Raw genomic sequence first — 24,408 nt, forward strand, 5'->3', positions numbered from 1 at the left:
ACCCAGAACGGCCTGGGCGGCGCGGACGTGCACGCCGAGACGAGCGGTGTGGCGCACTTCGCGTACGACGACGAGGAGACCTGCATCGCCGAGGTCCGCTACCTCATCGGGATGCTGCCCTCCAACAACCGCGAGAACCCGCCGACCGTCGAGAGCGACGACCCCGCCGACCGGCGCGGCGACGTCCTCCTGGACCTCGTTCCGGCCGACGGCAACCGTCCGTACGACATGCACCAGGTGATCGAGGAGCTCGTCGACGACGGCGACTACCTGGAGATCCACGAGCGCTGGGCCCGCAACATCATCTGCGCGCTGGCCCGCCTGGACGGCCAGGTCGTCGGCATCGTCGCCAACCAGCCGCAGGCGCTGGCCGGGGTGCTGGACATCGAGGCGTCCGAGAAGGCCGCACGGTTCGTCCAGATGTGCGACGCCTTCAACATCCCGATCATCACCCTTCTGGACGTCCCCGGCTTCCTGCCGGGCGTGGACCAGGAGCACGGTGGAATCATCCGGCACGGCGCCAAGCTGCTGTACGCCTACTGCAACGCCACCGTGCCCCGGATCTCGCTGATTCTGCGGAAGGCCTACGGAGGCGCGTACATCGTCATGGACAGCCAGTCCATCGGGGCCGACCTCACCTACGCCTGGCCCACCAACGAGATCGCGGTCATGGGCGCCGAGGGCGCCGCCAACGTCATCTTCCGCCGCCAGATCGCCGAGGCCGAGGACCCCGAGGCCATGCGCGCCCGCATGGTCAAGGAGTACAAGGCCGAGCTGATGCACCCCTACTACGCGGCCGAGCGCGGCCTGGTCGACGACGTCATCGACCCCGCCGAGACCCGCGAGGTACTCATCGCCTCGCTCGCCATGCTCCGCAACAAGCACGCCGACCTGCCGTCCCGCAAGCACGGCAACCCCCCGCAGTAGTCGCCCTCCGCGGCGGCGCGATCCGCCGCACGGTCCACGACACCCTGCCGAGAAGACGGAGACACCCCCACCATGAGCCTGACTTCCACCGAGTCCGTCCTGCGCGTCGAGAAGGGGCACGCCGCCCCCGAGGAACTGGCGGCCATCACCGCCGTGCTGATGGCCCGCGCGGCCGCCCAGCCGTCCGCCCCCGCCCACCGCGGCCGCGACACGGCCGGCTGGCGCCGCCTGGAGCGCACGCCGGGCTTCCGCGCGCCGCACAGCTGGCAGGGCTGACACCCCCCGTTCAGCGTCACGAGAAGGGCCCCGAACTCCTCAAGGGCGGGTTCTGGTGGTCCTCGCAACACCTGATGGCTTACGCGGTCGTCAGTGGATCACGCAGGCGCTCGGCTGGAGTTCTCCAGCCGAGCGTTTTGCGTGGTCGGCCGTTGAGTTGCTGGGCCACGTGTTCGAGGTCTTCGGGGCTGTGCGCGGCCATCTCGCAGCCCTGGTCCCAGGTCAGCGAGCCGCGCAGGTGCTCGGGCAGGGTCTGGATCAGGGGCACCAGCACGTCGCGGACACCTCCTCGGCGGTGTGCCCGCCGGGCAGGTGTCCGAGCAGGACATAGCGGGTGGAGCGCTCGACCAAGGTCACGATCGCGCTCTCGCTGCGGGGGCCGACGATCAGATCGCCTTCCCAGTGGCCGGGAACCGCCCGGTCCTCGACCTCGGCAGGACGCTCGGAGATCATCACCATCTCGTCGATAGGCACCGCCGACCGCGCGTGCGTCGATCTCCCGCTCGACGGTGGACGCCGGCCGGCCCAACGCCCGCCCGATCGCCCGTAGCGACCGGCCCTCACGACGCACGTCGGCGATTGACTTCCGCTCGGTCACCGTCAGGAACCATGAGTGCAGCTCGGCTCCACCCGCCCCGGACGCCCGCCCGTACCAGGCTTCCCACGACCACGGACACCGGCCTTCCGCGCCCACGCAGCCGCCGTGTGAGGGTTCGCCCCGACCGCCCGAGCCGCACCCGAGATACTGCCGTTCTCCCGATCCAGCGCTTCGAAGAACCTTGCCTGCAAGTCCCCGGAATCCACGATCCCCGCAACTCCCTGGAAAACAGGGTGCTGCGAGGATCGCTAGAACCCGTCCAAGGAGTGCGGGGCCCTTCTCGTACGGGCGGGAGGCCTAGCGCAGGCGGGCCATCAGGGCGTGCTCGACCAGCGTGATGAGCGCGCTCTTGGCGTCGGCGCGGTGCCGGGCGTCCGTCGTCAGGATCGGGGTGTCCGGTCCGATCTGGAGCGCTTCGCGTACCTCGTCGGGGGTGTAGGGCTGGTGACCGTCGAAGCCGTTGAGGGCGATGACGAAGGGGAGGCCGCTGTTCTCGAAGTAGTCGACGGCGGGGAAGCAGTCGGCGAGGCGGCGGGTGTCGACGAGGACGACGGCGCCGATGGCGCCGCGGACCAGGTCGTCCCACATGAACCAGAAGCGGTCCTGCCCGGGTGTACCGAAGAGGTACAGGATCAGGTCCTGGTCCAGGGTGATACGTCCGAAGTCCATGGCCACCGTCGTGGTGGTCTTGTCCCCGGTGTGGGTCAGGTCGTCGATGCCCGCGGACGCGGACGTCATCACGGCTTCGGTGCGCAGCGGATTGATCTCCGAAACGGCACCGACAAACGTGGTCTTACCCACGCCGAAGCCCCCTGCCACCACGATCTTCGCCGAGGTAGTGGAGCGGGCCGCTCCGCCGCTAGAGCTTGCGAAGTCCACTGAGCACCCTTTCGAGCAGTGTCACATCTGGCTGGCCGCCGGCGGCCTCGTCGCCGCCGGGCTGATGGATAGCGACGAGTCCGGCCTCGGCCAGGTCGGCGACGAGGATCCGGGCAACGCCGAGGGGGATCGAGAGAAGGGCCGAAACCTCGGCGACCGACTTGATCTCGATGCAGAGCCGGCAGATCCGCTGGTGCTCGGGCAACTGCCCTTGCAGCCGGGACGGATCGGCCGTCGTGCTGACCAGCGCCTCGATGGCGAGCTGGTACCGCGGCCGGGTCCGGCCGCCGGTCATGGCGTACGGACGGACCAGCGGGTTGTGCGCGGCGGGCTTGGCGGGCTCGGGGGCCCGCCGGTGCTGCACCGGCTGGATACGCTGCTGCTGCGGCGCGTCGTACCGCTGCTGGGGCTGCTGCTGCGGCCACGGCGAACCCGGCTGCTGCTGGGGCCACTCGGACCCCTGCGCGCCATGGGCGCCCTGCGGCTGCTGCGGCTGCTGGTATGGCTGATATGAGTTGCCGGGGCCCTGGCCTCCGGATGCGGTGGGGAAGCCGAAACGGTTGTCACCGTGCTCACCCGGAACCCTCTGTTCACCCTCGTAGGGGTGTCCGCCTGTGGGTGCTGCCACGTTTCCTCCTCCGACTGCCGGTCGCCGATCCCAGTGGGGCCGCGCCACCGCACCTTATGGCGCGGTGGCGAGAAACGCACTGTCTGTCTACTAGTTAAGAAGGCTTCCCTGAAGTTCGGCACGGAGATCCGGGGTCAGAACACTCCCCGCGCGGTCGACCAGAAGTGCCATTTCGTACCCGACCAGACCGATATCGGCATCCGGGTGGGCGAGAACGGCGAGTGACGAACCGTCCGAGATGGACATGATGAAGAGGAATCCCCGCTCCATCTCCACAACGGTCTGGTTCACCGCCCCGCCCTCGAAGATCCGCGAGGCGCCCGCGGTCAGCGACGTCAGACCGGAGGCGACGGCCGCCAGCTGGTCGGCGCGGTCGCGCGGGAATCCTTCGGACATGGCCAGCAGGAGTCCGTCGGCGGAGACCACCACCGTGTGCGACACCCCGGGGGTGTTGTCCACGAAGTTGGTGATCAACCAGTTGAGATTCTGCGCCGCCTGGCTCATCGGGCTCACACTAACGCTCCTGGTTGTAGGTGGTACTGGTGTCCGGCCCCGCGTTGCGTCCCCGCTGGACACCGCGCCGCAGTTTGCTCAGCCTGCCGCGGACGTCCTCGGGGGCGCGGGAGACCTGTGGGCCGCCCTGCTGGGTCTGCTCCGCCGTGCCTTCGACCAGGTTGGCCTTGGGCACGCGCCGGGGGAGACCGGAGGGGGTGATTCCGCCCGCCTTCGGCTCACGGAGCTTCTCGGCCCGCTCCCAGCGCTCGTCATTCGTCGAACGCCAGTCGTCGGTGCCGTCCCCGTCCGTCTGCGGGGCCTGCCGCTCTTCCTGCTGCGGCTGCCGCGGCGGAGCCGGAGCGGGCTGGTCGTTGCCGCGGCCGCTCGGCTGCCAGTGCTGCGCACCGCCGCGGCGAGGCAGACCGGCTTCGGTCAGCTCGGGGCCGACGCTCGTGGTGGACCCCGGACGTTCGAAGCCTACGCGCTCCTGCGACGGTGCGGGAACGCTCGGAACAGATTCCGCTTCAGTCTGCCGAACCGGCTCAAAAGTGTTCTGCGAACCGTTCTGTACAGGCCAGTCGTCCTGGTGGGACTGGTCGGTCGGGGCAGCGTACCGGTCGGCGGCGTAGGGGTCCTGCGGGTTCTCCGGAGCGGCATATGCCGCTTCCGCATAGCCCTGCTGCGGCTGCGCCTGAGGCGCGTTCTGCTCCTGCTGCTGCGGGTAGCCGTCCCCGGTGCCGTAACCCTGCTGCTCGTAGGAGCCGGCGTACGGGTCCTGCTGCTGGGCCTGCTGGGCGTACTGGTCCTGGCCGTAGGACTCCGGTGCGTACCCCTGCGAACCGTTGTCGTACTGGTCCTGCCCGGCGTACTGGTCCTGCGTGTAGGCCTGCTGGCCGTATCCCTGCTGCTCCTGGGAGCCGTTGGGGAACGGGCCGCCGGGGCCGGTCTGGGCCTCCAGCGCCGTCCGGCGCTCCTCGCGCATCAGCGAACGGTTGACCGGGTCCAGCTCACCCGGGTCCGCCGCAAGTTCGTAGCGCGAGTCGTCGAAGCCGAGCTCCGCCGCCGTACGCATCTGGCCGTGCTGCGGGGCCGGCTCGAAGGCGTCCCGCTGCTCGGGGATGATCGAGGAGACGGTGAAGTCGTCCTGCCCCTGCAGGGTATCGCCACTGCCACCGTGGGTGATGGCGTCCGGGAGCATGACCAGCGACGTCGTGCCGGCCTGCTCGCCCGAGGGGCGCAGCTGGACCCGGATGCCGTGCCGGTCGGCGAGTCGGCCGACCACGAACAGGCCCATGCGCTGGGAGACCGCGGCGTCCACCGTCGGCGGGTTGGCCAGCTTGTGGTTGATGTCGGCGAAGTCCTCGGCGGTGAGGCCGATGCCCTTGTCGTGGATCTCGACCATGACGCGGCCGTCGGGCAGCCGGGTCGCGGTGACCTTGACCTTGGTCTGCGGCGAGGAGAACGTGGTGGCGTTCTCCAGCAGCTCGGCGAGCAGGTGCACGAGGTCGGTGACGGCCCGGCCGTGGATCTCGGCCTCGGGGACGCCGGACAGCTCGATGCGCTCGTAGGACTCCACCTCGGAGGAGGCGGCGCGCAGGACGTCGACCAGCGGCACCGGCTGGTCCCAGCGGCGGCCGGGCTCCTCGCCGGAGAGGACGAGCAGGTTCTCGCCGTTGCGCCGCATTCGGGTGGCCAGGTGGTCCAGCTTGAAGAGGCTCTCCAGCTGGTCCGGGTCCGCCTCGTTGTTCTCCAGGTCGGTGATGAGGGTCAGCTGGCCCTCGATGAGCGACTGGTTGCGGCGCGAGAGGTTGGTGAAGATCGCGTTGACGTTGCCCCGCAGCATGGCCTGCTCGGCGGCGAGCCGGACGGCCTCGCGGTGCACCTGGTCGAAGGCGCGGGCGACCTCGCCGATCTCGTCCTGCGTGGTGATCGGGATCGGCTGCACCCGGGTGTCGACCCGGCCCGGGTCGGTGCGGGAGAGCTGGTCGACCAGGGAGGGCAGCCGCTGCTCGGCGATGGAGAACGCGGCGGTACGCAGCTGGCGCATCGAGCGGCTCATCTGGCGGGCCATGAGCCCGGCCACGAAGAAGGCGGCCAGCAGGGCGATGACGACGGCCAGGCCGTTGATGATGGCGTCCCGCTTGGCGTCGGAGGATATCTTCGCGGCCTCGTTCACCGCCTTGGTGACGAGCTCGTCCTCGACGGTGGCGTACCCCTCGAACTTGGCTGTGGCGGCGGCCATCCAGGTCTCGGGCGTGATGCCCTTCTTCGCCAGGTCCGCGGGGTCCTGGCCCTGGCCGATCTGCTGGGCCATGCCGTCGAAGACCGAACCGTCGATGCTCGGCGGCGACACGAAGGGCTGGCCTGCGGCCTCGGCCTGCTCGCGGGCGGCCTTGAGCTGCCTGGCGCCCTCGGCGGCCTTGCCCGCCATGACCTGCTTGAGGCGGTCGACGTCGGCCTGGGTACCACCGGAGTTGAACTCGGCGAGGGCGATCTGCTCCATGTAGTTGTACGAGCCGAAGGCCTTGACCTGGTCGTTGTAGACGCCGGGCTTCTTGCTCGGGCGCACCAGCAGGTGCATGCCGATCGAGCGCTGAAGCGATTCTGCAGCCTTGGCCAGCTCGATCGCGTAGACGGTACGGCCGTAGCTGGTGATGTTGCCGGTGCCGAGACCGAGCTCGTTGGAGAACTCCATCAGCGAGTGCTGGACCTGGGTGTAGCCCTCTTCGGTCTTCACCGGGTCCAGCGCCTGCGAGTAGGCGGCCTTGCGGAGCTCGGGGAGCTTGGGCTCCTCGCCCTTGAAGAGCTTGAGACGACGCTCCAGGCCCGGCTTGGCCGGCATCTCCTTCACCGCGTTCTCGAAGGCGACCCGCGCCTCGTCGGTGGCGGCCCGGGACTGCTCGACGATGTCGGCCTCCCGGTCACCGGAGAGCAGCGGCTGGGCCGTGAGGTCCCGTTCGTCCAGGAGCGCCTGACCGTAGTCGGAGGCGGCGCGCACGACGAGCGCGGTCTTCTCGGCCTCCTGGGCCTCGCTCCAGGTGTCGATGGATCCCTTCACCTGGAAGCCGCCCATGATCAGGCCGACGATGACCGGGATCAGGAGGATCGCGTTCAGCCGGGTGGCCACCCGCCAGTTGCGCGGGGAGAACCGACTGGTGCTGCCACCGGCCGGCTCCGGCTCGGGCGCCTGTGCAGGGGACGCCGCAGCGTGCGACGGCGGGGTGAAGTTGCCCCGCTCGGGCTGCACCGCGGAGCCCTCGTTGCTTCGCCTCACTCGACCAACAACCTCTCGGCGTCGGCACCTACGTTGTGCCGGATTATTCGTTCAGGGCCGTAACTACTCGGGAGTTCGACGAATTGCAGCACGGGTACGGGCCCCCTTCCAAACACTCGGAATCGATCATTCCGAGTGGTCCACGCCTCAGATAAAACGGGCATAAAGAGCGAGCCCCGGCAAAAGGCGGGGCTCATGTGAGCGCAGTGGCACCATATGGATGCATCGGGTGGTGGCGCGGGGCCAATTCTCTGTCGAAACGTTATGAACGCGGGGGCGGATCGTGTCAAACGACACAGGCCGCCCCCGCGTGACTACAACAACTTCCGTATGGCAAAAACGACTTACGCCTACTTGTCGGGACTACTTCAAGCGTGCCATCAGCGCGTGCTCGACCAGGGTGATCAGGCCGCTCTTGGCATCCGCGCGATGCCGCGCGTCCGTCGTGATGATGGGTGCGTCCGGTCCGATCTGGAGCGCTTCGCGTACCTCGTCGGGGGTGTAGGGCTGGTGTCCGTCGAAGCCGTTGAGGGCGATGACGAAGGGGAGGCCGCTGTTCTCGAAGTAGTCGACGGCGGGGAAGCAGTCGGCGAGGCGGCGGGTGTCGACGAGGACGACGGCGCCGATGGCGCCGCGGACCAGGTCGTCCCACATGAACCAGAAGCGGTCCTGCCCGGGTGTACCGAAGAGGTACAGGATCAGGTCCTGGTCCAGGGTGATACGTCCGAAGTCCATGGCCACCGTCGTGGTGGTCTTGTCCCCGGTGTGGGTCAGGTCGTCGATGCCCGCGGACGCGGACGTCATCACGGCCTCGGTGCGCAGCGGGTTGATCTCCGAAACGGCACCGACGAACGTGGTCTTGCCCACGCCGAAGCCGCCCGCCACCACGATCTTCGCGGAGGTAGTGGCGCGGGCCGTACCGCCGCTAGAGCTTGCGAAGTCCACTGAGCACCCTTTCGAGCAGTGTCACATCCGGCGCGCCGCCGGCCTCTCCATTGCCCGGCTGGTGGATGGCCACCATGCCGGCTTCCGCCAGGTCCGCCACGAGGATGCGGGCGACGCCGAGCGGCATCGACAGCAGCGCGGAGACCTCGGCCACCGACTTGACCTCGCGGCAGAGGTGGCAGATCCGCTGATGCTCGGGGAGCAGCGTCCCCAGATGCGCCGGGTCCGCGGTGGTGCTGACCAGTGCCTCTATCGCGAGCTGGTAACGCGGCCGGGTCCGGCCGCCGGTCATGGCGTAAGGACGAACCAGCGGCTGGTCGCCTCCCTCGTCGTACGACGCGTGGTGCAGTGCGCCGTACGGATCGGGTGAGGCGGGTGGCGGGGTCATGAATCCTCCGGGCGTGACAGCAGGTTCTCGGCTTGCCGTCTGCAAGGGGCCGGTGAGGGGACTAAGGCGGCCTGGCGGGTGAGGGTTGTGGGCATTACCTGGGGGGATCGTGTCGTGAATCCGCAGGACGGCCGCCTAATGGAGCAGACTGCCCTGGAGCTCGGCGCGGAGGTCGGGCGTGAGGACGGTGCCCGCACGGTCGACCAGGAGGGCCATCTCGTAACCGACCAGACCGATGTCGGCGTCCGGGTGGGCGAGGACGGCGAGTGAGGATCCGTCGGAGATGGACATCAGGAAGAGGAACCCGCGCTCCATCTCCACAACGGTCTGGCTGACGGCGCCGCCCTCGAAGATCCGCGAGGCACCTGCGGTGAGCGACGTCAGACCGGAGGCCACGGCCGCCAGCTGATCGGCGCGGTCGCGCGGGAAACCTTCGGACATCGCCAGCAGCAGGCCATCCGCGGAGACCACCACCGTGTGGGACACCCCTGGGGTGTTGTCCACGAAGTTGGTGATCAGCCAGTTCAGATTCTGCGCGGCCTGACTCATGGGGCTCAACTAACGCTCCTGCTGGTGAGTGGGGCCGAGATGGATACTGCCGGTCGACGGGCCGTTGTTGGCCTGCCGTCCCTGCTGGATGCCCCGGCGGAGATTGGTCAGACGACCGCGTACGTCATCGGGCGCACGCGAAACCTGAGGTCCGGACTGGTGATTCTGCTGCTGAGCGGTCCCCGGAACCAAATTGGCGCGGGGAACACGGCGGGGCAGCCCGGAAGTGGTGACCCCGCCGGCGGCCGGCTTCTTGACCCGCTCGGCCTGACGTACGAGCTCGTCGTTGGGCGAGGCGCGCCAGGAGCTGGTGACCGGAGCCTCGGCCGCACCACGCTGGGGCATGGGCGGAACGGGCACGCCGGTGGGCTCCGGAACGGCCGGTGCCTGCGGCTCGGGGGCCTGCTGGCCACCCTGGCCCGGACCGTGGAACCAATTGGTCTCCAGGGTGTCGTACAGCGGCGTACGGCCGTCCCCGGGACCGGCCGGCGGCAGGGCCTCCGGCTGCTGGGGGAGCGCAGGACGGTAGGGGGCCTCACCCGCCGGGGATGCCGAGGGACGCGGGGCACCGAAGCCGCTGCCCTCCGGGCCGCGCTGACGCGGCGCGGGCAGCTGCTGGCCCTGGTTCTGCTGGAGCGGCGCGTTGAAGTCGGGCCGCGCGAACTGGGCGGTGGACGCCGGGTCCTGGGCCTGCTGGCCGTACCCCTGGCCCTGGTTCTGCTGGAGCGGCGCGTTGAAGTCCGGCCGGGCGAACTGCGAGGTCGCGCCCGGATCCTGGTTCAGCGGGGCGTTGTACGCCTGGTCCTGGCCGTGGCCCGTCGGCCGGGCGAACTGCCCGGTCGCGTCGTGCTCCTCGTGGCCGCGCGGGGCGTCGGCGCCCCAGCCCGCGGCCTGCGGGCGCTGCTGCGCGTTGCCGCCGGGCAGCTCGGCCCGCGGACCGCCGGTGGGCGGCAGCTGACGGCCGGGGCCGCCGGGCTGCTGGAAGCCTCCCTGGCCGGGGCCGTTCTGCTCGTGCCGGGCCTGCGGCGCGCCGGGGCCCTGCTGGTGCTGACCGGGCTGGCCCGGGCCCTGCTGGCCCTGCTGGTTCTGCGGGGCGAACGCGTTCGAGCGGCCGTTCTGGCCGGGGGAGGCCGGAGCGCCGTGACCGAACAGGTTGGGCTGACCCGGCTCCGTACGGCCGGGAGCATCGCCCTGACCGCGCGCGCCGAGCCGGGCGCCGTTGCCGAAGGCGCCGGAGAGGCCGCCACCGCCCTGGCGCTGCGGCTCCTGGCCCGGGGAGGGCTGGCCGCCCTGGTTCGGGTTGCCGGGGTTCTGCGGGCCGTTGTTCTGGGACCCGTTGTTCTGCTGGCCCTGCGGGCGGCCACCGGGGCCGTTGTCCCGGGCAGGGAGGGCGGCACGCGGACCGGAGCCCGCACCGACCTGGCCGCGCTGGCCGCCGGGGGCCGAGCCGAGGCTCTTGGCGCCCGGTCCGCCGCCGACACCGGGACGCTGGCCGGCGCCCGCACCGTTGCCGCTGCCGGCGAGCAGGCCGCCGGGGGCGCCGCCGGGCTGCTGGCCGGGGCCCTGCTTGGACGGGGGCTGCTTGCCGCCGTGGGCGACGTCGACGGGCAGCATGACCAGCGCGGTCGTGCCGCCGGAGTCGGAGGGGCGCAGCTGGATGCGGATGCCGTGACGCAGCGACAGCCGGCCGACCACGAACAGACCCATGCGGCGGGAGACCGAGACGTCCACGGTGGGCGGCTGCGCGAGCCGCTCGTTGATCGCGGCGAGGTCCTCGGGGGAGAGACCGATGCCGGTGTCGTGGATCTCGACGAGCACCCGGCCGTCGGGCAGCGCGTGACCGGTGACCCGGACCTTCGTCTGCGGCGAGGAGAACGACGTGGCGTTCTCCAGCAGCTCGGCGAGGAGGTGCACGAGGTCGTTGACGACCCGGCCCGCGACCTCGGTGGCGGGCACCGCCGACAGCTCGATGCGCTCGTACTGCTCCACCTCGGAGGCGGCGGCACGGAGCACGTCGACCAGCGGGACGGGGCGGGTCCACCGGCGGCCCGGCTCCTCGCCCGCGAGGACGAGGAGGTTCTCGCCGTTACGGCGCATACGGGTCGCGAGGTGGTCGAGCTTGAAGAGCGAGGAGAGCTGGTCCGGGTCGGCCTCGCGGGACTCCAGCTCGGAGATGAGCGAGAGCTGGCGCTGGATGAGGCCCTGCGAACGCCGCGAGAGGTTGGTGAACATCGCGTTGACGTTGCCTCGCAGAAGGGCCTGCTCGGCGGCGAGGCGGACGGCCTCGCGGTGCACGTCGTCGAAGGCCGCGGCCACCTGGCCGATCTCGTCCCGGGAGTGCACACCGACCGACTCGACGGAGGTGTCCACGTCCTGCGGGTCGGTCTCGGAGAGCTGCTTGACGAGCTCGGGCAGCCGGTCCTGGGCGACGCGGGTGGCGGTGTCCTGGAGGCGCCGCAGTGAGCGGATCATGGACCGGGCCACCACGAAGGCGCCGACCAGCGAGACACCGAGGACGAGGAGGATGACCGCACCGTTGATGATCGCCTCGCGCTGGGAGGCCTCGCGCAGCTCGCGCGCCTTGGCCTCCATGTCGCTGAGGAGGGTGGTCTCGATCGTCTTCATCGCGTCGATCTTCGTGGAGGACTGGTCGTACCAGTCCATGTACGAGCGCACCTTCGCCCCGTCGATCCCGTTCGGGGTGTCGAGGATGTGCTTGGCGTACATGTTCGCCGCGTTGATCTCGGGGTTGTTGCCGTTGTCCAGCGGAGCCATCAGGTCCACCGCGCTCTCGCCGGTCGACCCGTAGATCGACTTGAACGAGCTGATCGCGCGGGTTTCCTTGTCGAGGGCGTTGGAGCCGAACTGCTTGTCGTTCTCGTTGAGGTGCGGTTCCTTGACCGAGCCTCCGGGCAGCGCCGCCGCGATGACCGCGCGCTGGATCGAGGCGTACTCCTTGGCGGAGGAGAACGCCGCCAGGGCCCGGGTCCGCTTGATCATGTCCGGGTTGCTGGTCGCCTGGGCCATGTCCTGGGACAGGCTGAGCAGCGAGGTGATCAGCTGGCTGTACTGGTCGATGGTGTTGAGGGACGGCGCGCCGTCCTCGTACGCCGACTTGCGGATCGACCGGATGTCACCGAGCTGGGAGGCGATCTGGGCGACGCTCGCGTGGATGCTCTCCAGCGCGTCGTCGTTCTCGAAGTCGCCGATCTCGTTGGTCGCGTCCAGGAACGCGTCCTTGGCCCGGTCGGTCTTCTCCCGGGGCTGGGAGACCTTGTAGTCGGTCGCCTTGGAGCCGTTGGAGAGCGGACCGGCGGACTGGTCGCGCTCCACCTGGAGGGCCTGCGCGAGCGAGGTCGCCTGCTTGGTCATCTGCGTCAGCAGCTGCATGTGCTCCAGCTGCTGCATGTCGGTCATGGACTCGTTGATCCTCAGACCGCCCAGGCTGGTCGCTGCGACCACCGGGAGGGCGAGGAGCGAGACCAGTCGCGTACTGATGCGCCAGTTACGGAGCGCTATTCGCGAACCCGTGTCGACCGGGCCGCGGGAAGCGGGAGGTGTGCTCGGCTCGGCTCCGCTGCTCGCTGTGGAGCCCGGGCGCTGCGCACGGTCGCTGTTGTCGCCGGCAGCGGCCGGCCCGGGGTTCTGGGCGTGCTGGGGCGAGGAACCGCGGTCGGTCCCGCCGCGCGGCTCCTGTTCCGCCGGAGCGCTGCCATCCCTCTTGAAACGTCCCTGCACTAGCGTCGCAACCTCTGGACCAGGCGTTCCGTCCGGATAAGGACAGAACGGTGTCGGCGTCGTGGGGCGCTGGACGCGCCCCATGGTGGTCGTTGAGTGACCGGCGTACTTCCCCCTCCCGCCGCCGCTCGGCGCTGCGTTGCGCCCCGGTGCGCCGGTCTGAAACCCGCGGCGGTGCGTGGAATTCCAGCACAGTGCAGGATCTCCAACAAGGGCCATGTACCGGGCTGTGACCTGGGTGACACGTTGTGACGAACTAGTAACAAGCAGTGCAGAGTGATCGTGGGTAAAACGGACTTTCGGGGATGAGTCGCTTAGGGGTGGGGGGTGTCCCAGTCGCGATGATCAGGAGCGGAATGATGGATTCAGGGAGGTAATGCCCGTTTTCTGCACCTCGCCCTCCTGTCCGTAATGGGACAATTGTCGATTACTTCGTGAGCAAACTCACATGATGATCGCCGCCTCATCCCGGCTCCGGTGGGGAATCGGATGTTTAGCCTGTCGCTTTACAGGGATGGTGAATCCGACAAGCAGGCGCCGCCGAGGCGGCGCCCCTACCGACAGGGTCCTGACGGCAGATGAAGACGACGACGACGTTCCGCAACATTGCCAACCCCCGGCGCACCACGCTGGCGCACCTCAAGGACGCCGAGGCCCTGCAGACGCCCTTCCTGCCGGAGCACGCCGCCGAACTGCCCACCGTCACAGCCAACCCGCGCCGCACCATCCTGATGGACGCCCCGGTCGCGGCCGCCCGGTAGCGGCCCCGTGATGGGCGAGGCTGCGCCCCCTCACCGCGTTAGCCTGGAGCGTCAGTCTTCAGCCAGCCAGCAAGTGAGGGGCGACAGCATCCCGTGCGCATCGCCAGGTTCTCCATCGACGGCAATGTCGCCTTCGGCGCCGTCGAGGGACAGGGCACCGTGGAATCCGGTGACCTCGTCCTCGACATCATCAAGGGCATCCCGTACGCCGACTTCGAGCTCTCGGGCACCAAGGTCCCGCTGAACAAGGTCCGGCTGCTGCCCCCCGTGCTCCCCAACAAGGTCGTGGCCATCGGCCGCAACTACGCGGAGCACGCCGCCGAGCTCGGCAACGAGGTCCCCGACGCGCCGATCACCTTCTTCAAGCCCACCACCTCGGTGATCGGCTCCGGCGACGCGATCGAGTACCCCTCCTTCTCGAACGACCTCCACCACGAAGCCGAGCTGGCCGTGGTCATCGGCCGCATGTGCCGCGAAGTCCCCCGCGAACGCGTCAAGGACGTCATCCTCGGCTACACCTGCGCCAACGACGTCACCGCCCGCGACGTGCAGCAGCGCGAGAAGCAGTGGGCCCGCGCCAAGGGCTTCGACACCTCCTGCCCGCTGGGCCCCTGGGTGGAGACCGACCTGGACCCCCACGACCTCACCATCCAGGCGACGGTCAACGGCGAGCAGCGGCAACTCGGCCGCACGAGCGACATGGTCCGCTCCATCGAGGACCTGATCGTCCACATCACGGAGGCAATGACCCTCCTCCCGGGCGATGTCATCCTCACGGGCACCCCCGCAGGGGTCGGCCCCCTGCGCGTCGGCGACGAGGTCGCCGTCACCATCGAAGGCATCGGCACTCTCACCAACAAGGTGATCAAGCGTGGTTAACGCACCAGCGGCACCCGTCCGCGTACGTTTCTGTCCCTCCCCGACCGGCAACCCCCACGTGGGCCTGGTCCGGACGGCCCTGTTCAACTGGGCCTTCGCCCGGCACCACCAGGGCACCCTGGTCTTCCGCATCGAGGACACCGACGCCGCGCGCGACTCCGAGGACTCCTACCGGCAGCTGCTCGACTCGATGCGCTGGCTGGGCCTGGACTGGGACGAGGGCCCCGAGATCGGCGGCCCGCACGCCCCCTACCGCCAGTCGCAGCGGATGGACCTGTACAAGGACGTCGCCGAGAAGCTGCTCGCCGCCGGGTACGCGTACGCCTGCTACTGCACCACCGAGGAGCTGGACACCCGCCGCGACGCCGCCCGCGCCGCAGGCCGGCCCTCCGGCTACGACGGCCACTGCCGCGACCTCACCACCGAGCAGAAGGACGCCTACGAGGCCGAGGGCCGCAGCTCGATCGTCCGCTTCCGGATGCCCGACGAGGCCATCACCTTCACCGACCTGGTCCGCGGCGACATCACCGTCCAGCCGGAGAACGTCCCGGACTACGGCATCGTCCGCGCCAACGGGGCCCCGCTCTACACGCTGGTCAACCCGGTCGACGACGCGCTGATGGAGATCACCCACGTCCTGCGCGGCGAGGACCTGCTCTCCTCCACCCCGCGCCAGATCGCCCTGTACCGGGCGCTCATCGAGCTGGGCATCGCCAAGGAGACCCCCGCCTTCGGTCACCTGCCGTACGTCATGGGCGAGGGCAACAAGAAGCTCTCCAAGCGCGACCCGCAGGCCTCCCTCAACCTCTACCGGGAGCGCGGCTTCCTCCCCGAGGGGCTGCTGAACTACCTGTCGCTGCTCGGCTGGTCCATCGCCGAGGACCGCGACATCTTCTCGACGGACGAGCTGATCGCGGCGTTCGACATCGAGGACGTCAACGCCAACCCGGCCCGTTTCGACCTCAAGAAGTGCGAGCACATCAACGCCGAGCACATCCGCATGCTCGACGTGAAGGCCTTCACCGAAGCCTGCGGCCCCTGGCTGAAGGCCCCCTTCGCGCCCTGGGCGCCGGAGGCCTTCGACGCGGACAAGTGGACGCGGATCGCCCCGTACGCCCAGACCCGGGTCACGGTGCTCTCCGACATCACCGACAACGTCGACTTCCTCTTCCTCGACGAGCCGGTGGAGGACGAGGCATCCTGGGCCAAGGCGATGAAGGGCGACCCGGCCGCCCTCCTGACCACGGCCCGCGCCAACCTGGAGGCGGCGGACTGGAGTGACCCGGAGTCCCTGAAGAACGCGGTCCTGGCCGCCGGCGAGGCGCACGGCCTCAAGCTCGGCAAGGCGCAGGCCCCGGTCCGGGTCGCCGTGACCGGCCGCACCATCGGCCTGCCGCTCTTCGAGTCCCTGGAGATCCTGGGCCGGGAGAAGAGCCTGGCCCGCGTGGACGCGGCGCTGGCGAAGCTGACGGCGTAAGCGACAGCGCACCCCCGAGGAGGGCCACGGCCGACCGGCTGTGGCCCTCCTCGGTATTTACGCCTCCACGGCCATCGGCATGCGGCTACCGTGAGATCCATGCCGATCCGAGCCGTGCTCTGGGACATCGATGACACGATCTTCGACTACACGGGCGCCGACCGCATCGGGATGCGCCGGCACCTGGAGGGCGAAGGCCTGCCCGAGGCGTACGCCTCGGTGGACGTGGCCCTCGACGCCTGGCGGGCGCTGAGCGTCCGGCACTGGGCGCGCATGACCGCCGGGGAGACGGACTTCGCCGGGCAGCGGCGGGACCGGGTGCGGGAGTTCCTCTCGAGGGAGCTGGAGGACGCCGAGGCCGAGGCGTGGTTCGGGCGCCACGCCGCCCACTACGAGGCCGCCTGGACGCTCTTCCCGGACGTGCTGCCGGTCCTCGACCTGCTGGACCCCGACTACCGGCACGGGATCCTGTCCAATGCCAACACCCACCACCAGCACCACAAGCTGACGGCGCTCGGTGTGCGGGACCGGTTCGAGGCGATGGTCTGCGCCGTCGAGCTCGGCATCTCCAAGCCCGAGGCCGGCGCCTTCCACGCGGCCTGCGAGGCGCTCGCGCTGGACCCGCACGAGGTGGCGTACGTCGGTGACGAGCCGGACATCGACGCGAGCGGGGCCGTCGCCGCCGGGCTGACCGGCATCTGGCTCGACCGTCGGGGCAGGGGCGGCCGCTCCGATCTCGTCCGGATCACCGGGCTGGACCAGCTCCCCGGCCTGCTGGCGGGCAATACCCGTTTTGGAGCGCCGGACACCTTCGGGTAATGTTCTTTCTGCGCCGCCCGAGCGGGCCGAAAGATCCGGTCGGGAAGCGCAGACAGAGATGAAACCCCTACAGGGGTTGCGTTTCAGTGGGCTATGGTGTAATTGGCAACACTACGGTTTCTGGTACCGTCATTCTAGGTTCGAGTCCTGGTAGCCCAGCGCAAGACCAAGCAGTACGAGCAAGACCAGCAGGACAAGCCCCCGTTGTGTAGCGGCCTAGCACGCTGCCCTCTCACGGCAGTAGCGCCGGTTCGAATCCGGTCGGGGGTACAGATCCTTCCCGCGAGAACAACTGGGTCGCACCCACGTTTTCGATGCAGGATCGCTAGGGCCCCCGTTGTGTAGCGGCCTAGCACGCTGCCCTCTCACGGCAGTAGCGCCGGTTCGAATCCGGTCGGGGGTACTTGTCACACCATGGGCTATGGTGTAATTGGCAACACTACGGTTTCTGGTACCGTCATTCTAGGTTCGAGTCCTGGTAGCCCAGCGCAAGTCAGCAGTAATCACGCCCCCGTTGTGTAGCGGCCTAGCACGCTGCCCTCTCACGGCAGTAGCGCCGGTTCGAATCCGGTCGGGGGTACAACAGAGCGGTACGGAAAGGCCCTTCGCTTCGGTGGAGGGCCTTTTCCTCTGTCCGGCAGCCGGTGCCCCGGGTCAAGCCGTCCACGTCGCAACGCTGTTGACCTCGGAGAAGGGAAAAAGGGCCGCCACGGCGCTGGAGCGGCCTTCCGGAACAGGGGGAGACGTGTGCGGGGCTGGGACGGTCAGCCCGTGCGGCGCAGGGCCTCGCTCAGCCGCGCTGCCGAGTCGATGACCGCCTGGGCGTGCATCCGGCCCGGGTGGCGGGTCAGTCGCTCGATCGGCCCGGAGACCGAGACCGCGGCGACCACCCGGTTCGAGGGGCCGCGCACCGGGGCCGAGACCGAGGCGACGCCCGGCTCCCGCTCGCCGATCGACTGTGCCCAGCCCCGCCGCCGTACGCCGGAGAGCGCCGTCGCCGTGAACCTGGCGCCCTGGAGGCCGCGGTGCAGACGCTCCGGCTCCTCCCAGGCCATCAGGATCTGGGCGGAGGAGCCCGCCTTCATGGTGAGCGTCGAGCCGACCGGCACCGTGTCCCGGAGTCCGGACAGCCGTTCCGCCGCTGCCACGCAGATGCGCATGTCGCCCTGCCGGCGGTAGAGCTGTGCGCTCTCGCCGGTGATGTCCCGCAGGTGGGTGAGTACCGGTCCGGCCGTGGCCAGCAGGCGGTCCTCGCCCGCCGCGGCCGCCAGTTCCGACAGCCGGGGGCCAAGAATGAACCGGCCCTGCATATCCCTCGCCACCATCCGGTGGTGTTCCAGTGCCACGGCCAGTCGATGAGCCGTGGGCCGTGCGAGCCCGGTCGCCGCGACCAGCCCGGCGAGGGTGGCCGGACCGGACTCCAGGGCGCTCAATACCAGAGCTGCCTTGTCGAGAACGCCGACGCCGCTAGAGTTGTCCATACGACGATACTCCCGTCTCACTCTGTGAAACGCAAGTTCAATTTTCGGCGGAAGTTGCGAACCTGTACGGGCGGCCCCACAACGGCCCGCAGCCACCGCCCCGCAGGGGATCCGGACGGCGGCGCACCGAATCTCTAGTTGGGCCGGCGAAGACGCCGGCCGGAGGGAAAGCGATGGGTAGGACACTCGCGGAGAAGGTCTGGGACGACCATGTTGTCCGGCGCGCGGAGGGCGAGCCCGACCTTCTCTACATCGATCTGCACCTGCTGCACGAGGTGACCAGCCCGCAGGCCTTCGACGGTCTGCGCCAGGCCGGACGTCCGGTGCGACGCCTCGACCTCACCATCGCCACCGAGGACCACAACACCCCGACCCTCGACATCGACAAGCCGATCGCCGACCCGGTCTCCCGCGCCCAGCTGGAGACCCTGCGCAAGAACTGCGCGGACTTCGGCGTACGGCTGCACCCGCTCGGCGACGTCGAGCAGGGCGTCGTGCACGTCGTCGGCCCCCAGCTGGGCCTGACCCAGCCCGGCACCACCGTGGTCTGCGGCGACTCCCACACCTCCACGCACGGGGCGTTCGGCGCGCTGGCGTTCGGCATCGGCACCAGCCAGGTGGAGCACGTCCTGGCCACCCAGACGCTGCCGCTGGCCCGCCCGAAGACCATGGCCATCACGGTCGACGGCGAGCTGCCCGAGGACGTCACCGCCAAGGACCTCATCCTGGCGATCATCACCAGGATCGGCACCGGCGGCGGCCAGGGCTACATCCTCGAATACCGCGGCTCCGCCATCGAGAAGCTCTCGATGGAGGCCCGGATGACCATCTGCAACATGTCGATCGAGGCCGGCGCCCGGGCGGGCATGATCGCCCCGGACGAGACCACCTTCGCCTACCTGGAGGGCCGTGACTGCGCCCCCGAGGGCGAGGAGTGGGACGCGGCCCTCGCGTACTGGAAGACGCTGCGCTCGGACGACGGCGCCGTGTTCGACGCCGAGGTCGTCATCGACGCCACCGAACTGGCCCCGTTCGTCACCTGGGGCACCAACCCCGGCCAGGGCGCGCCGCTCTCCGCGAACGTCCCCGACCCCGCTTCGTACGAGGACGCATCGGAGCGCAACGCCGCCGAAAAGGCCCTGGAATACATGGGGTTGACCGCCGGGCAGCCGCTGCGCGAGATCAGCGTGGACACCGTCTTCGTAGGTTCGTGCACCAACGGCCGCATCGAGGACCTGCGTAACGCCGCGGCGATCCTGGACGGCCGCAAAGTCGCCGACGGGGTACGGATGCTGGTCGTTCCCGGCTCCGTGCGGGTGGCGCTCCAGGCCGTATCCGAGGGCCTGGACAAGGTCTTCACCGGAGCCGGCGCCGAATGGCGGCACGCGGGCTGCTCGATGTGCCTCGGTATGAACCCGGACCAGCTGGCCCCCGGCGAGCGCTCCGCCTCCACCTCGAACCGGAACTTCGAGGGCCGGCAGGGCAAGGGCGGCCGTACCCACCTGGTCTCGCCCCAGGTCGCCGCCGCCACCGCCGTACTGGGCCATCTGGCCTCGCCCGCCGACCTGTCCGACACCCGTACCCCCGCCGGAGTCCGATAGCCATGGAAGCCTTCACCACACACACCGGCCGGGCCGTCCCGCTGCGCCGCAGCAACGTCGACACCGACCAGATCATCCCCGCCCACTGGCTGAAGAAGGTCACCCGCGACGGGTTCGAGGACGGGCTCTTCGAAGCGTGGCGCAAGGACGCCGACTTCGTCCTCAACCGCCCCGAGCGCCAGGGTGCCTCGGTCCTGGTGGCCGGCCCCGACTTCGGCACGGGCTCCTCTCGCGAACACGCGGTCTGGGCCCTGCAGAACTTCGGCTTCAAGACCGTCATCTCCTCCCGCTTCGCCGACATCTTCCGGGGCAACTCGCTGAAGAACGGCCTGCTGACCGTGGTCCTGGAGCAGAAGGCCGTCGACTCCCTCTGGGAGCTGACCGAGGCCGACCCGACCGCCGAGGTCACCGTCGACCTGGAGACCCGCCAGGTCCGCGCCGAGGGCATCACCGCCGACTTCGAGCTGGACGAGAACGCCCGCTGGCGACTGCTCAACGGCCTCGACGACATCAGTCTCACCCTTCAGAACGAAGCGGACATCACGGCTCACGAGGCGGCCAGGCCGTCCCACAAACCGCGTACAATTGACGCCTGAGCAGCGCTTTTCCATGACTGCGCCCCCTGCCTCCGGGCAGGGGGCGCAGTCGCTTGTTGAGCCCCCCTCGGGCGACAACTCGCCCCAGATGGCACAATCGGTGCATGGAACGCGACAGCCAACTCAAGCTCTATGGCCAAGTCGCCGACCGATTGAAGGAAGCGCACGCGAAGGTGCGTGCACTGCAAGTCCCGGAGAGCGTACGGATGGCGCTGTCCCGGAAGCTGCTGGTCGTCACGGCCGCGGCGAAGCACGATCTCCCGGACGCGGCAAGGCGTCTGGACCGGTTGATGAAGGACCTCGATGAGGGCCGATTCCCCGAAGGTGACTGACACGTGGAACTGCGCATCGGTCGACTTCGTTGCGGCACTAGGGTGATTAGCCCGTTTCGTGTTTGATTTGCGGTATATATCTGCCTAACGTGCGAAAAAGCCTGAACACTTTCGTTCTGGCAATGTCTCCGAAGGGGAAGACGTGAACAAGGCGCAGCTCGTAGAAGCGATTGCCGACAAGGTCGGCGGCCGCCAGCAGGCCGCAGACGCTGTCGACGCGGTACTCGACGCGATCGTCCGTGCCGTTGTCGCCGGGGACCGTGTCTCGGTCACCGGTTTCGGCTCGTTCGAGAAGGTCGACCGCCCCGCCCGGTACGCCCGCAACCCGCAGACGGGTGAGCGCGTCCGGGTCAAGAAGACCTCGGTGCCCCGCTTCCGCGCGGGTCAGGGGTTCAAGGACCTGGTGAGCGGCTCCAAGAAGCTCCCCAAGAACGACGTGGCCGTGAAGAAGGCTCCCAAGGGCAGCCTCTCGGGCGGATCTTCCGCCGCCCGCACGACGGTCAAGGCCGCCGCCGCCAAGAAGTCGGCCGCGAAGAAGGCCACGGCGAAGAAGGCCACCGCCACGAAGGCCGTGGCACCGGCGAAGAAGACCACCGCCACCGCCAAGAAGGCCACCGCCAAGAAGGCCACCGCCAAGAAGGCGACCGCCACGGCGAAGAAGTCCACGCCGGCCGCGCAGAAGGCGACCCCGGCGAAGAAGGCCACCGCGACCGCCAAGAAGGCCTCGCCCAGCAAGACCGCGCCCGCCAAGAAGGCCACGGCGAAGAAGGCGCCCGCGAAGAAGACCACGGCGCGCACGACCACGGCCAAGAAGGCCACCGCACGCAAGAAGTGAGACCGGGCACCCGCTCGCTCCTCACACGCGCCGGGCCGGGCTCCCCCTGAGGGGAGCCCGGCCCGCGGGCTGTCCGAGGCCCGTTCGGGCCCGGGCGGCATCCCCTAGAACGTCTGCAGCGTCACCAGCGTGATCCGCAGGGCGGCGCCTTCGCCCTCGCCCTCGATCCGCACCCGCTGCCCCGGGCGCAGCAGCAGCAGACCCCCCGCGTCGAAGGCCGGGGCGTCGAACTCCACCGGGGTGCCGTCGTCCAGCAGCACGCTGCCGGTGCGGGTCTCGGGGTCGTACGTGTACGAGGTCGCCTGCATGGGCGGCAGCCTATCGGTCCGGGGTGAGGGGGAGCGCGGCTCCGAGCCGCTCCGTGTACGTCCCCACTCCGAGGGCCAGGGCCACCTCCAGGTCCTCCCCCGTATCCACGTCCCGGCGCACCGAGTCGACCGCGGGCAGCGTTATTTCCACCGCGCCCGAAGCCAGATGGCGGGCGGCGGAGAGGCCGCCGAAAGCCGGGCGCAATTCCGTTTCCCCGGCGCAGGCCAGAAATGTCGTTCCGATTCCCGCCGCGTCCCGGAGAAATGCCCGGGGAAAAGCGGAGGCAAAATCGAGCACCCGAGCCAATTCCTGGGCGCGCAGGGCCGGCAGATCCGCGTTGAGGGCGGCCACCGGGAGGGCGGGCGCGAGGGCACGAACCGAGCGCGCCCCGTACGCCAGCGCGGCGTTGAGCCCGGCCGCCGGGACGTCCGGCACGATCCGCGCGCCGAGCGCCGAAAGGGCGGCCCCGGCCGCCGCGTCGTCCGTGACGACCACCACATCCCGCACCCGGGAACAGGAGAGCGCCGCGGCCACCGTGTCCTGGGCGAAGGCCAGGGCCAGGCGTGGCCGGGCGAGCTCGCCCGCGGCCCGCCCCAGGCGGCTCTTGGCCCGCGCGAGTGGCTTCAGCGGAACGACGAGGGACCAGCGCTCCGCCGGATCGGTGTTCGTGGTGATCTCCCCCTCCGTGACCATGAGGACTTATTCTCGCCTGCCGGTACGACAACCCGGAGCGCCGGGCCGGAGGGTGAGGCGTACGGTGTTCTCGACAGAGGAGGGGCCTGGGGCGAGACTTGACCGTCGGTAGCCGGCAACAGGTCGAAAGTTCCGATGAGGTCCCTAGAGGAAGGTGTCCGAGTGTCCCGCCGCAGAATCGGCTTCTGGTACCGCCTGGCGGCGGTTATCGCCAAGCCGCCATTGGTGGTTCTGTTCAAGCGCGACTGGCGGGGGATGGAACACATTCCGGCAGACGGCGGATTCATCACCGCCGTCAATCACAACTCCTATCTGGACCCGCTCTCCTACGGCCACTTCCAGTACAACACCGGACGCGTGCCCCGGCTCCTGGCGAAGGCGGGCCTCTTCCGCACCCCCTTCGTCGGGATGATGCTGCGCGGCACCGGCCAGATCCCCGTCTACCGTGAGACGGCCAACGCCCTGGACGCCTTCCGGGCCGCCGTCGACGCCATCGAGCGCGGCGAGTGCGTCGCCTTCTACCCCGAGGGCACCCTCACCCGTGACCCCGGCATGTGGCCGATGGCCGGCAAGACCGGTGCCGCCCGGGTGGCGCTGATGACCCGGGCCCCCGTCATCCCGGTCGCCCAGTGGGGCGCCAACCTCGCGATGCCGCCGTACGCCAAGGAGAACAAGCTCCGGTTGTTCCCCCGCAAGACGCTGACGGTCCAGGCAGGCCCCCCCATCGACCTCAGCCGCTTCTACGATGTCGAGCCGACGCCCGAGGTGCTGCGCCAGGCGACCGAGGTCATCATGGCCGCGATCACCCGCCAGCTGGAGGACGTACGCGGGGAGAAGGCCCCCGCCGAGCTCTACGATCACCGCAAAGCCCGTGCTGAACAACGGCGCAGGGCGCAGGGAAAGGGATCCACGTGACGCACCCCGTAAAAGCAGCCGTCTTCGGAACCGGCTCATGGGGTACGGCGTTCGCCGTGATCCTCGCCGACGCGGGCTGCGAGGTCACCCTCTGGGGACGCCGCGCCGAGGTCGCCGAGACCGTCAACACCACCCGCACCAACCCGGACTACCTGCCGGGTATCGAGCTCCCCGAGTCGATCCGCGCCACCACCGACCCCGCCGAGGCTCTGCGCGGAGCCGAGTTCGCCTTCCTCGTCGTGCCCTCCCAGACGCTGCGCGCCAACCTCGCCGACTGGGCCCCGCACCTGGACCAGGACACCGTCCTGGTCTCCCTGATGAAGGGCGTCGAGCTGGGCACCGCCAAGCTCATGAGCGAGGTCATCGCGGACGTCACCAAGGTGACCGCCGACCGCATCGCCGTCGTCTCCGGACCCAACCTCGCCAAGGAGATCGCCGAGCGCCGGCCCGCCGCCGCCGTCGTCGCCTGCGCCGACGAGTCCGTCGCCCAGCGCCTCCAGGCCGCCTGCCACACCCCGTACTTCCGGCCCTACACCAACACCGACGTCGTCGGCTGCGAGCTCGGCGGCGCCGTGAAGAACGTCATCGGCCTCGCCGTCGGCATCGCGGACGGCATGGGCCTCGGCGACAACACCAAGGGCTCCCTCATCACCCGCGGCCTCGCCGAGACCACCCGCCTGGGCGTGGCCATGGGCGCCGACCCGCTGACGTTCTCCGGACTCGCGGGCCTGGGCGACCTGGTGGCCACCTGCTCCTCGCCGCTCTCGCGCAACCACACCTTCGGCACCAACCTCGGCCGCGGCATGACGCTCCAGGAGACGATCGCCGTCACCAAGCAGACCGCCGAGGGCGTCAAGTCCTGCGAATCGGTCCTCGATCTGGCGCGCCGGCACGGGGTCGACATGCCGATCACGGAGACCGTCGTCTCCATCGTCCACGAGGGCAAGTCCCCGGTCGTCGCCGTCAAGGAGCTGATGTCGCGGAGCGCCAAGGCCGAGCGACGCTGACGTCTC

At 69.6% G+C, this 24,408-nt stretch carries 23 protein-coding genes, 5 tRNA genes and 2 pseudogenes; 17 read left to right on the forward strand and 13 right to left on the reverse strand.

Annotated elements, in window-relative coordinates; genetic code table 11:
- On the forward strand, positions 1–927 hold a 927-nt coding region (locus ABZ154_RS03125), incomplete at its 5' end, for a carboxyl transferase domain-containing protein (RefSeq protein WP_356828515.1).
- Positions 928–999: 72 nt separating this feature from the next.
- Positions 1,000–1,203, forward strand: coding sequence for an acyl-CoA carboxylase subunit epsilon (locus ABZ154_RS03130; protein WP_356828517.1), 204 nt, complete (start codon positions 1,000–1,002; stop codon positions 1,201–1,203).
- Between the two features lie 79 nt (positions 1,204–1,282).
- On the opposite strand, the pseudogene ABZ154_RS03135 reads toward ABZ154_RS03130, so the two are convergent.
- From ABZ154_RS03135 to ABZ154_RS03180, 10 genes and pseudogenes are all read right to left on the reverse strand, one after another.
- Positions 1,283–1,659 (reverse strand): annotated as a pseudogene (locus ABZ154_RS03135) (IS30 family transposase); the annotation flags it as partial.
- A gap of 88 nt (positions 1,660–1,747) precedes the next feature.
- Positions 1,748–1,897, reverse strand: a pseudogene (locus tag ABZ154_RS03140) (hypothetical protein); the annotation flags it as partial.
- A gap of 201 nt (positions 1,898–2,098) precedes the next feature.
- Positions 2,099–2,680, reverse strand: coding sequence for an ATP/GTP-binding protein (locus ABZ154_RS03145; RefSeq protein WP_014048542.1), 582 nt, complete (start codon positions 2,678–2,680; stop codon positions 2,099–2,101).
- Positions 2,661–3,308, reverse strand: coding sequence for a DUF742 domain-containing protein (locus tag ABZ154_RS03150; protein ID WP_356828519.1), 648 nt, complete (start codon positions 3,306–3,308; stop codon positions 2,661–2,663). Before ABZ154_RS03150 ends, ABZ154_RS03145 begins: the two co-directional genes overlap by 20 nt.
- 90 nt (positions 3,309–3,398) lie before the next feature.
- A complete protein-coding gene (locus ABZ154_RS03155) occupies positions 3,399–3,812 on the reverse strand; it encodes a roadblock/LC7 domain-containing protein (RefSeq protein WP_006127847.1) in 414 nt (137 codons plus the stop codon).
- A 10-nt stretch (positions 3,813–3,822) separates the two neighbouring features.
- Positions 3,823–7,077 (reverse strand): nitrate- and nitrite sensing domain-containing protein, encoded by a 3,255-nt coding sequence (locus ABZ154_RS03160; RefSeq protein ID WP_356828521.1) that lies wholly within the window; start codon positions 7,075–7,077, stop codon positions 3,823–3,825.
- 363 nt (positions 7,078–7,440) lie between these two features.
- Positions 7,441–8,022, reverse strand: coding sequence for an ATP/GTP-binding protein (locus tag ABZ154_RS03165; RefSeq protein WP_015611636.1), 582 nt, complete (start codon positions 8,020–8,022; stop codon positions 7,441–7,443).
- On the reverse strand, positions 8,003–8,410 hold the full coding sequence (locus ABZ154_RS03170) for a DUF742 domain-containing protein (RefSeq protein WP_015611637.1): 408 nt from the start codon (positions 8,408–8,410) through the stop codon (positions 8,003–8,005). The genes ABZ154_RS03165 and ABZ154_RS03170 overlap by 20 nt, the downstream gene beginning before the upstream one ends.
- 135 nt (positions 8,411–8,545) lie before the next feature.
- On the reverse strand, positions 8,546–8,968 hold the full coding sequence (locus ABZ154_RS03175; RefSeq protein WP_003966009.1) for a roadblock/LC7 domain-containing protein: 423 nt from the start codon (positions 8,966–8,968) through the stop codon (positions 8,546–8,548).
- Positions 8,969–12,697, reverse strand: a complete 3,729-nt coding sequence (locus tag ABZ154_RS03180; RefSeq protein ID WP_356828523.1) for a nitrate- and nitrite sensing domain-containing protein — start codon at positions 12,695–12,697, stop codon at positions 8,969–8,971.
- 578 nt (positions 12,698–13,275) lie between these two features.
- Here ABZ154_RS03180 and ABZ154_RS03185 point away from each other — a divergent pair.
- From ABZ154_RS03185 to ABZ154_RS03225, 9 genes are all read left to right on the forward strand, one after another.
- Positions 13,276–13,458, forward strand: a complete 183-nt coding sequence (locus tag ABZ154_RS03185) for a hypothetical protein (protein ID WP_356828525.1) — start codon at positions 13,276–13,278, stop codon at positions 13,456–13,458.
- Between the two features lie 93 nt (positions 13,459–13,551).
- Complete coding sequence (locus ABZ154_RS03190) at positions 13,552–14,337, forward strand: fumarylacetoacetate hydrolase family protein (protein ID WP_356828527.1); 786 nt, start codon at positions 13,552–13,554, stop codon at positions 14,335–14,337.
- Positions 14,330–15,814: a glutamate--tRNA ligase gene (gltX, locus tag ABZ154_RS03195; protein WP_356828529.1), complete on the forward strand. Its 1,485-nt coding sequence runs from the start codon at positions 14,330–14,332 to the stop codon at positions 15,812–15,814. Before ABZ154_RS03190 ends, gltX begins: the two co-directional genes overlap by 8 nt.
- Positions 15,815–15,913: 99 nt before the next feature.
- Positions 15,914–16,633 (forward strand): HAD family hydrolase, encoded by a 720-nt coding sequence (locus tag ABZ154_RS03200; RefSeq protein ID WP_356828531.1) that lies wholly within the window; start codon positions 15,914–15,916, stop codon positions 16,631–16,633.
- An 87-nt stretch (positions 16,634–16,720) separates the two neighbouring features.
- Positions 16,721–16,792: transfer RNA gene (locus tag ABZ154_RS03205), tRNA-Gln, on the forward strand.
- Between the two features lie 38 nt (positions 16,793–16,830).
- A tRNA-Glu gene (locus ABZ154_RS03210) sits at positions 16,831–16,903 on the forward strand.
- A 60-nt stretch (positions 16,904–16,963) separates the two neighbouring features.
- Positions 16,964–17,036 (forward strand) — tRNA-Glu (locus tag ABZ154_RS03215).
- 12 nt (positions 17,037–17,048) lie between these two features.
- A tRNA-Gln gene (locus tag ABZ154_RS03220) sits at positions 17,049–17,120 on the forward strand.
- Positions 17,121–17,140: 20 nt separating this feature from the next.
- A tRNA-Glu gene (locus tag ABZ154_RS03225) sits at positions 17,141–17,213 on the forward strand.
- 184 nt (positions 17,214–17,397) lie between these two features.
- On the opposite strand, the gene ndgR is transcribed toward ABZ154_RS03225, so the two are convergent.
- Positions 17,398–18,114, reverse strand: a complete 717-nt coding sequence (ndgR, locus tag ABZ154_RS03230; protein ID WP_003966003.1) for an IclR family transcriptional regulator NdgR — start codon at positions 18,112–18,114, stop codon at positions 17,398–17,400.
- 173 nt (positions 18,115–18,287) lie between these two features.
- On the opposite strand from ndgR, the gene leuC reads away from it, so the two are divergent.
- The 4 genes from leuC to ABZ154_RS03250 all read left to right on the forward strand — a co-directional run bounded on the left by leuC (position 18,288) and on the right by ABZ154_RS03250 (position 21,478).
- Entirely contained in the window at positions 18,288–19,715 is a 1,428-nt protein-coding gene (gene leuC, locus ABZ154_RS03235; protein WP_356828533.1) for a 3-isopropylmalate dehydratase large subunit, read from the forward strand.
- A gap of 2 nt (positions 19,716–19,717) precedes the next feature.
- Entirely contained in the window at positions 19,718–20,311 is a 594-nt protein-coding gene (gene leuD / locus ABZ154_RS03240) for a 3-isopropylmalate dehydratase small subunit (RefSeq protein ID WP_356828535.1), read from the forward strand.
- A gap of 104 nt (positions 20,312–20,415) precedes the next feature.
- Complete coding sequence (locus ABZ154_RS03245) at positions 20,416–20,643, forward strand: hypothetical protein (protein ID WP_015611645.1); 228 nt, start codon at positions 20,416–20,418, stop codon at positions 20,641–20,643.
- 142 nt (positions 20,644–20,785) lie between these two features.
- Entirely contained in the window at positions 20,786–21,478 is a 693-nt protein-coding gene (locus ABZ154_RS03250) for an HU family DNA-binding protein (RefSeq protein ID WP_356828537.1), read from the forward strand.
- Between the two features lie 104 nt (positions 21,479–21,582).
- On the opposite strand, the gene ABZ154_RS03255 is transcribed toward ABZ154_RS03250, so the two are convergent.
- The gene (locus ABZ154_RS03255; protein WP_018509660.1) at positions 21,583–21,786 is read right to left on the reverse strand and encodes a hypothetical protein; all 204 of its coding nucleotides are present in this window, start codon (positions 21,784–21,786) and stop codon (positions 21,583–21,585) included.
- 10 nt (positions 21,787–21,796) lie between these two features.
- Complete coding sequence (cofC, locus tag ABZ154_RS03260; RefSeq protein ID WP_356828539.1) at positions 21,797–22,480, reverse strand: 2-phospho-L-lactate guanylyltransferase; 684 nt, start codon at positions 22,478–22,480, stop codon at positions 21,797–21,799.
- A gap of 162 nt (positions 22,481–22,642) precedes the next feature.
- On the opposite strand from cofC, the gene ABZ154_RS03265 reads away from it, so the two are divergent.
- Both ABZ154_RS03265 and ABZ154_RS03270 read left to right on the forward strand, forming a co-directional pair.
- Entirely contained in the window at positions 22,643–23,395 is a 753-nt protein-coding gene (locus tag ABZ154_RS03265; RefSeq protein ID WP_356828541.1) for a lysophospholipid acyltransferase family protein, read from the forward strand.
- Positions 23,392–24,402, forward strand: a complete 1,011-nt coding sequence (locus ABZ154_RS03270; protein WP_356828543.1) for an NAD(P)H-dependent glycerol-3-phosphate dehydrogenase — start codon at positions 23,392–23,394, stop codon at positions 24,400–24,402. Before ABZ154_RS03265 ends, ABZ154_RS03270 begins: the two co-directional genes overlap by 4 nt.
- The last annotated feature ends 6 nt before the right edge of the window (positions 24,403–24,408 follow it).

The sequence above is a fragment of the Streptomyces sp. NPDC006261 genome (genome assembly GCF_040613515.1).
In the GTDB taxonomy this organism is placed as follows: Bacteria; Actinomycetota; Actinomycetes; order Streptomycetales; family Streptomycetaceae; genus Streptomyces.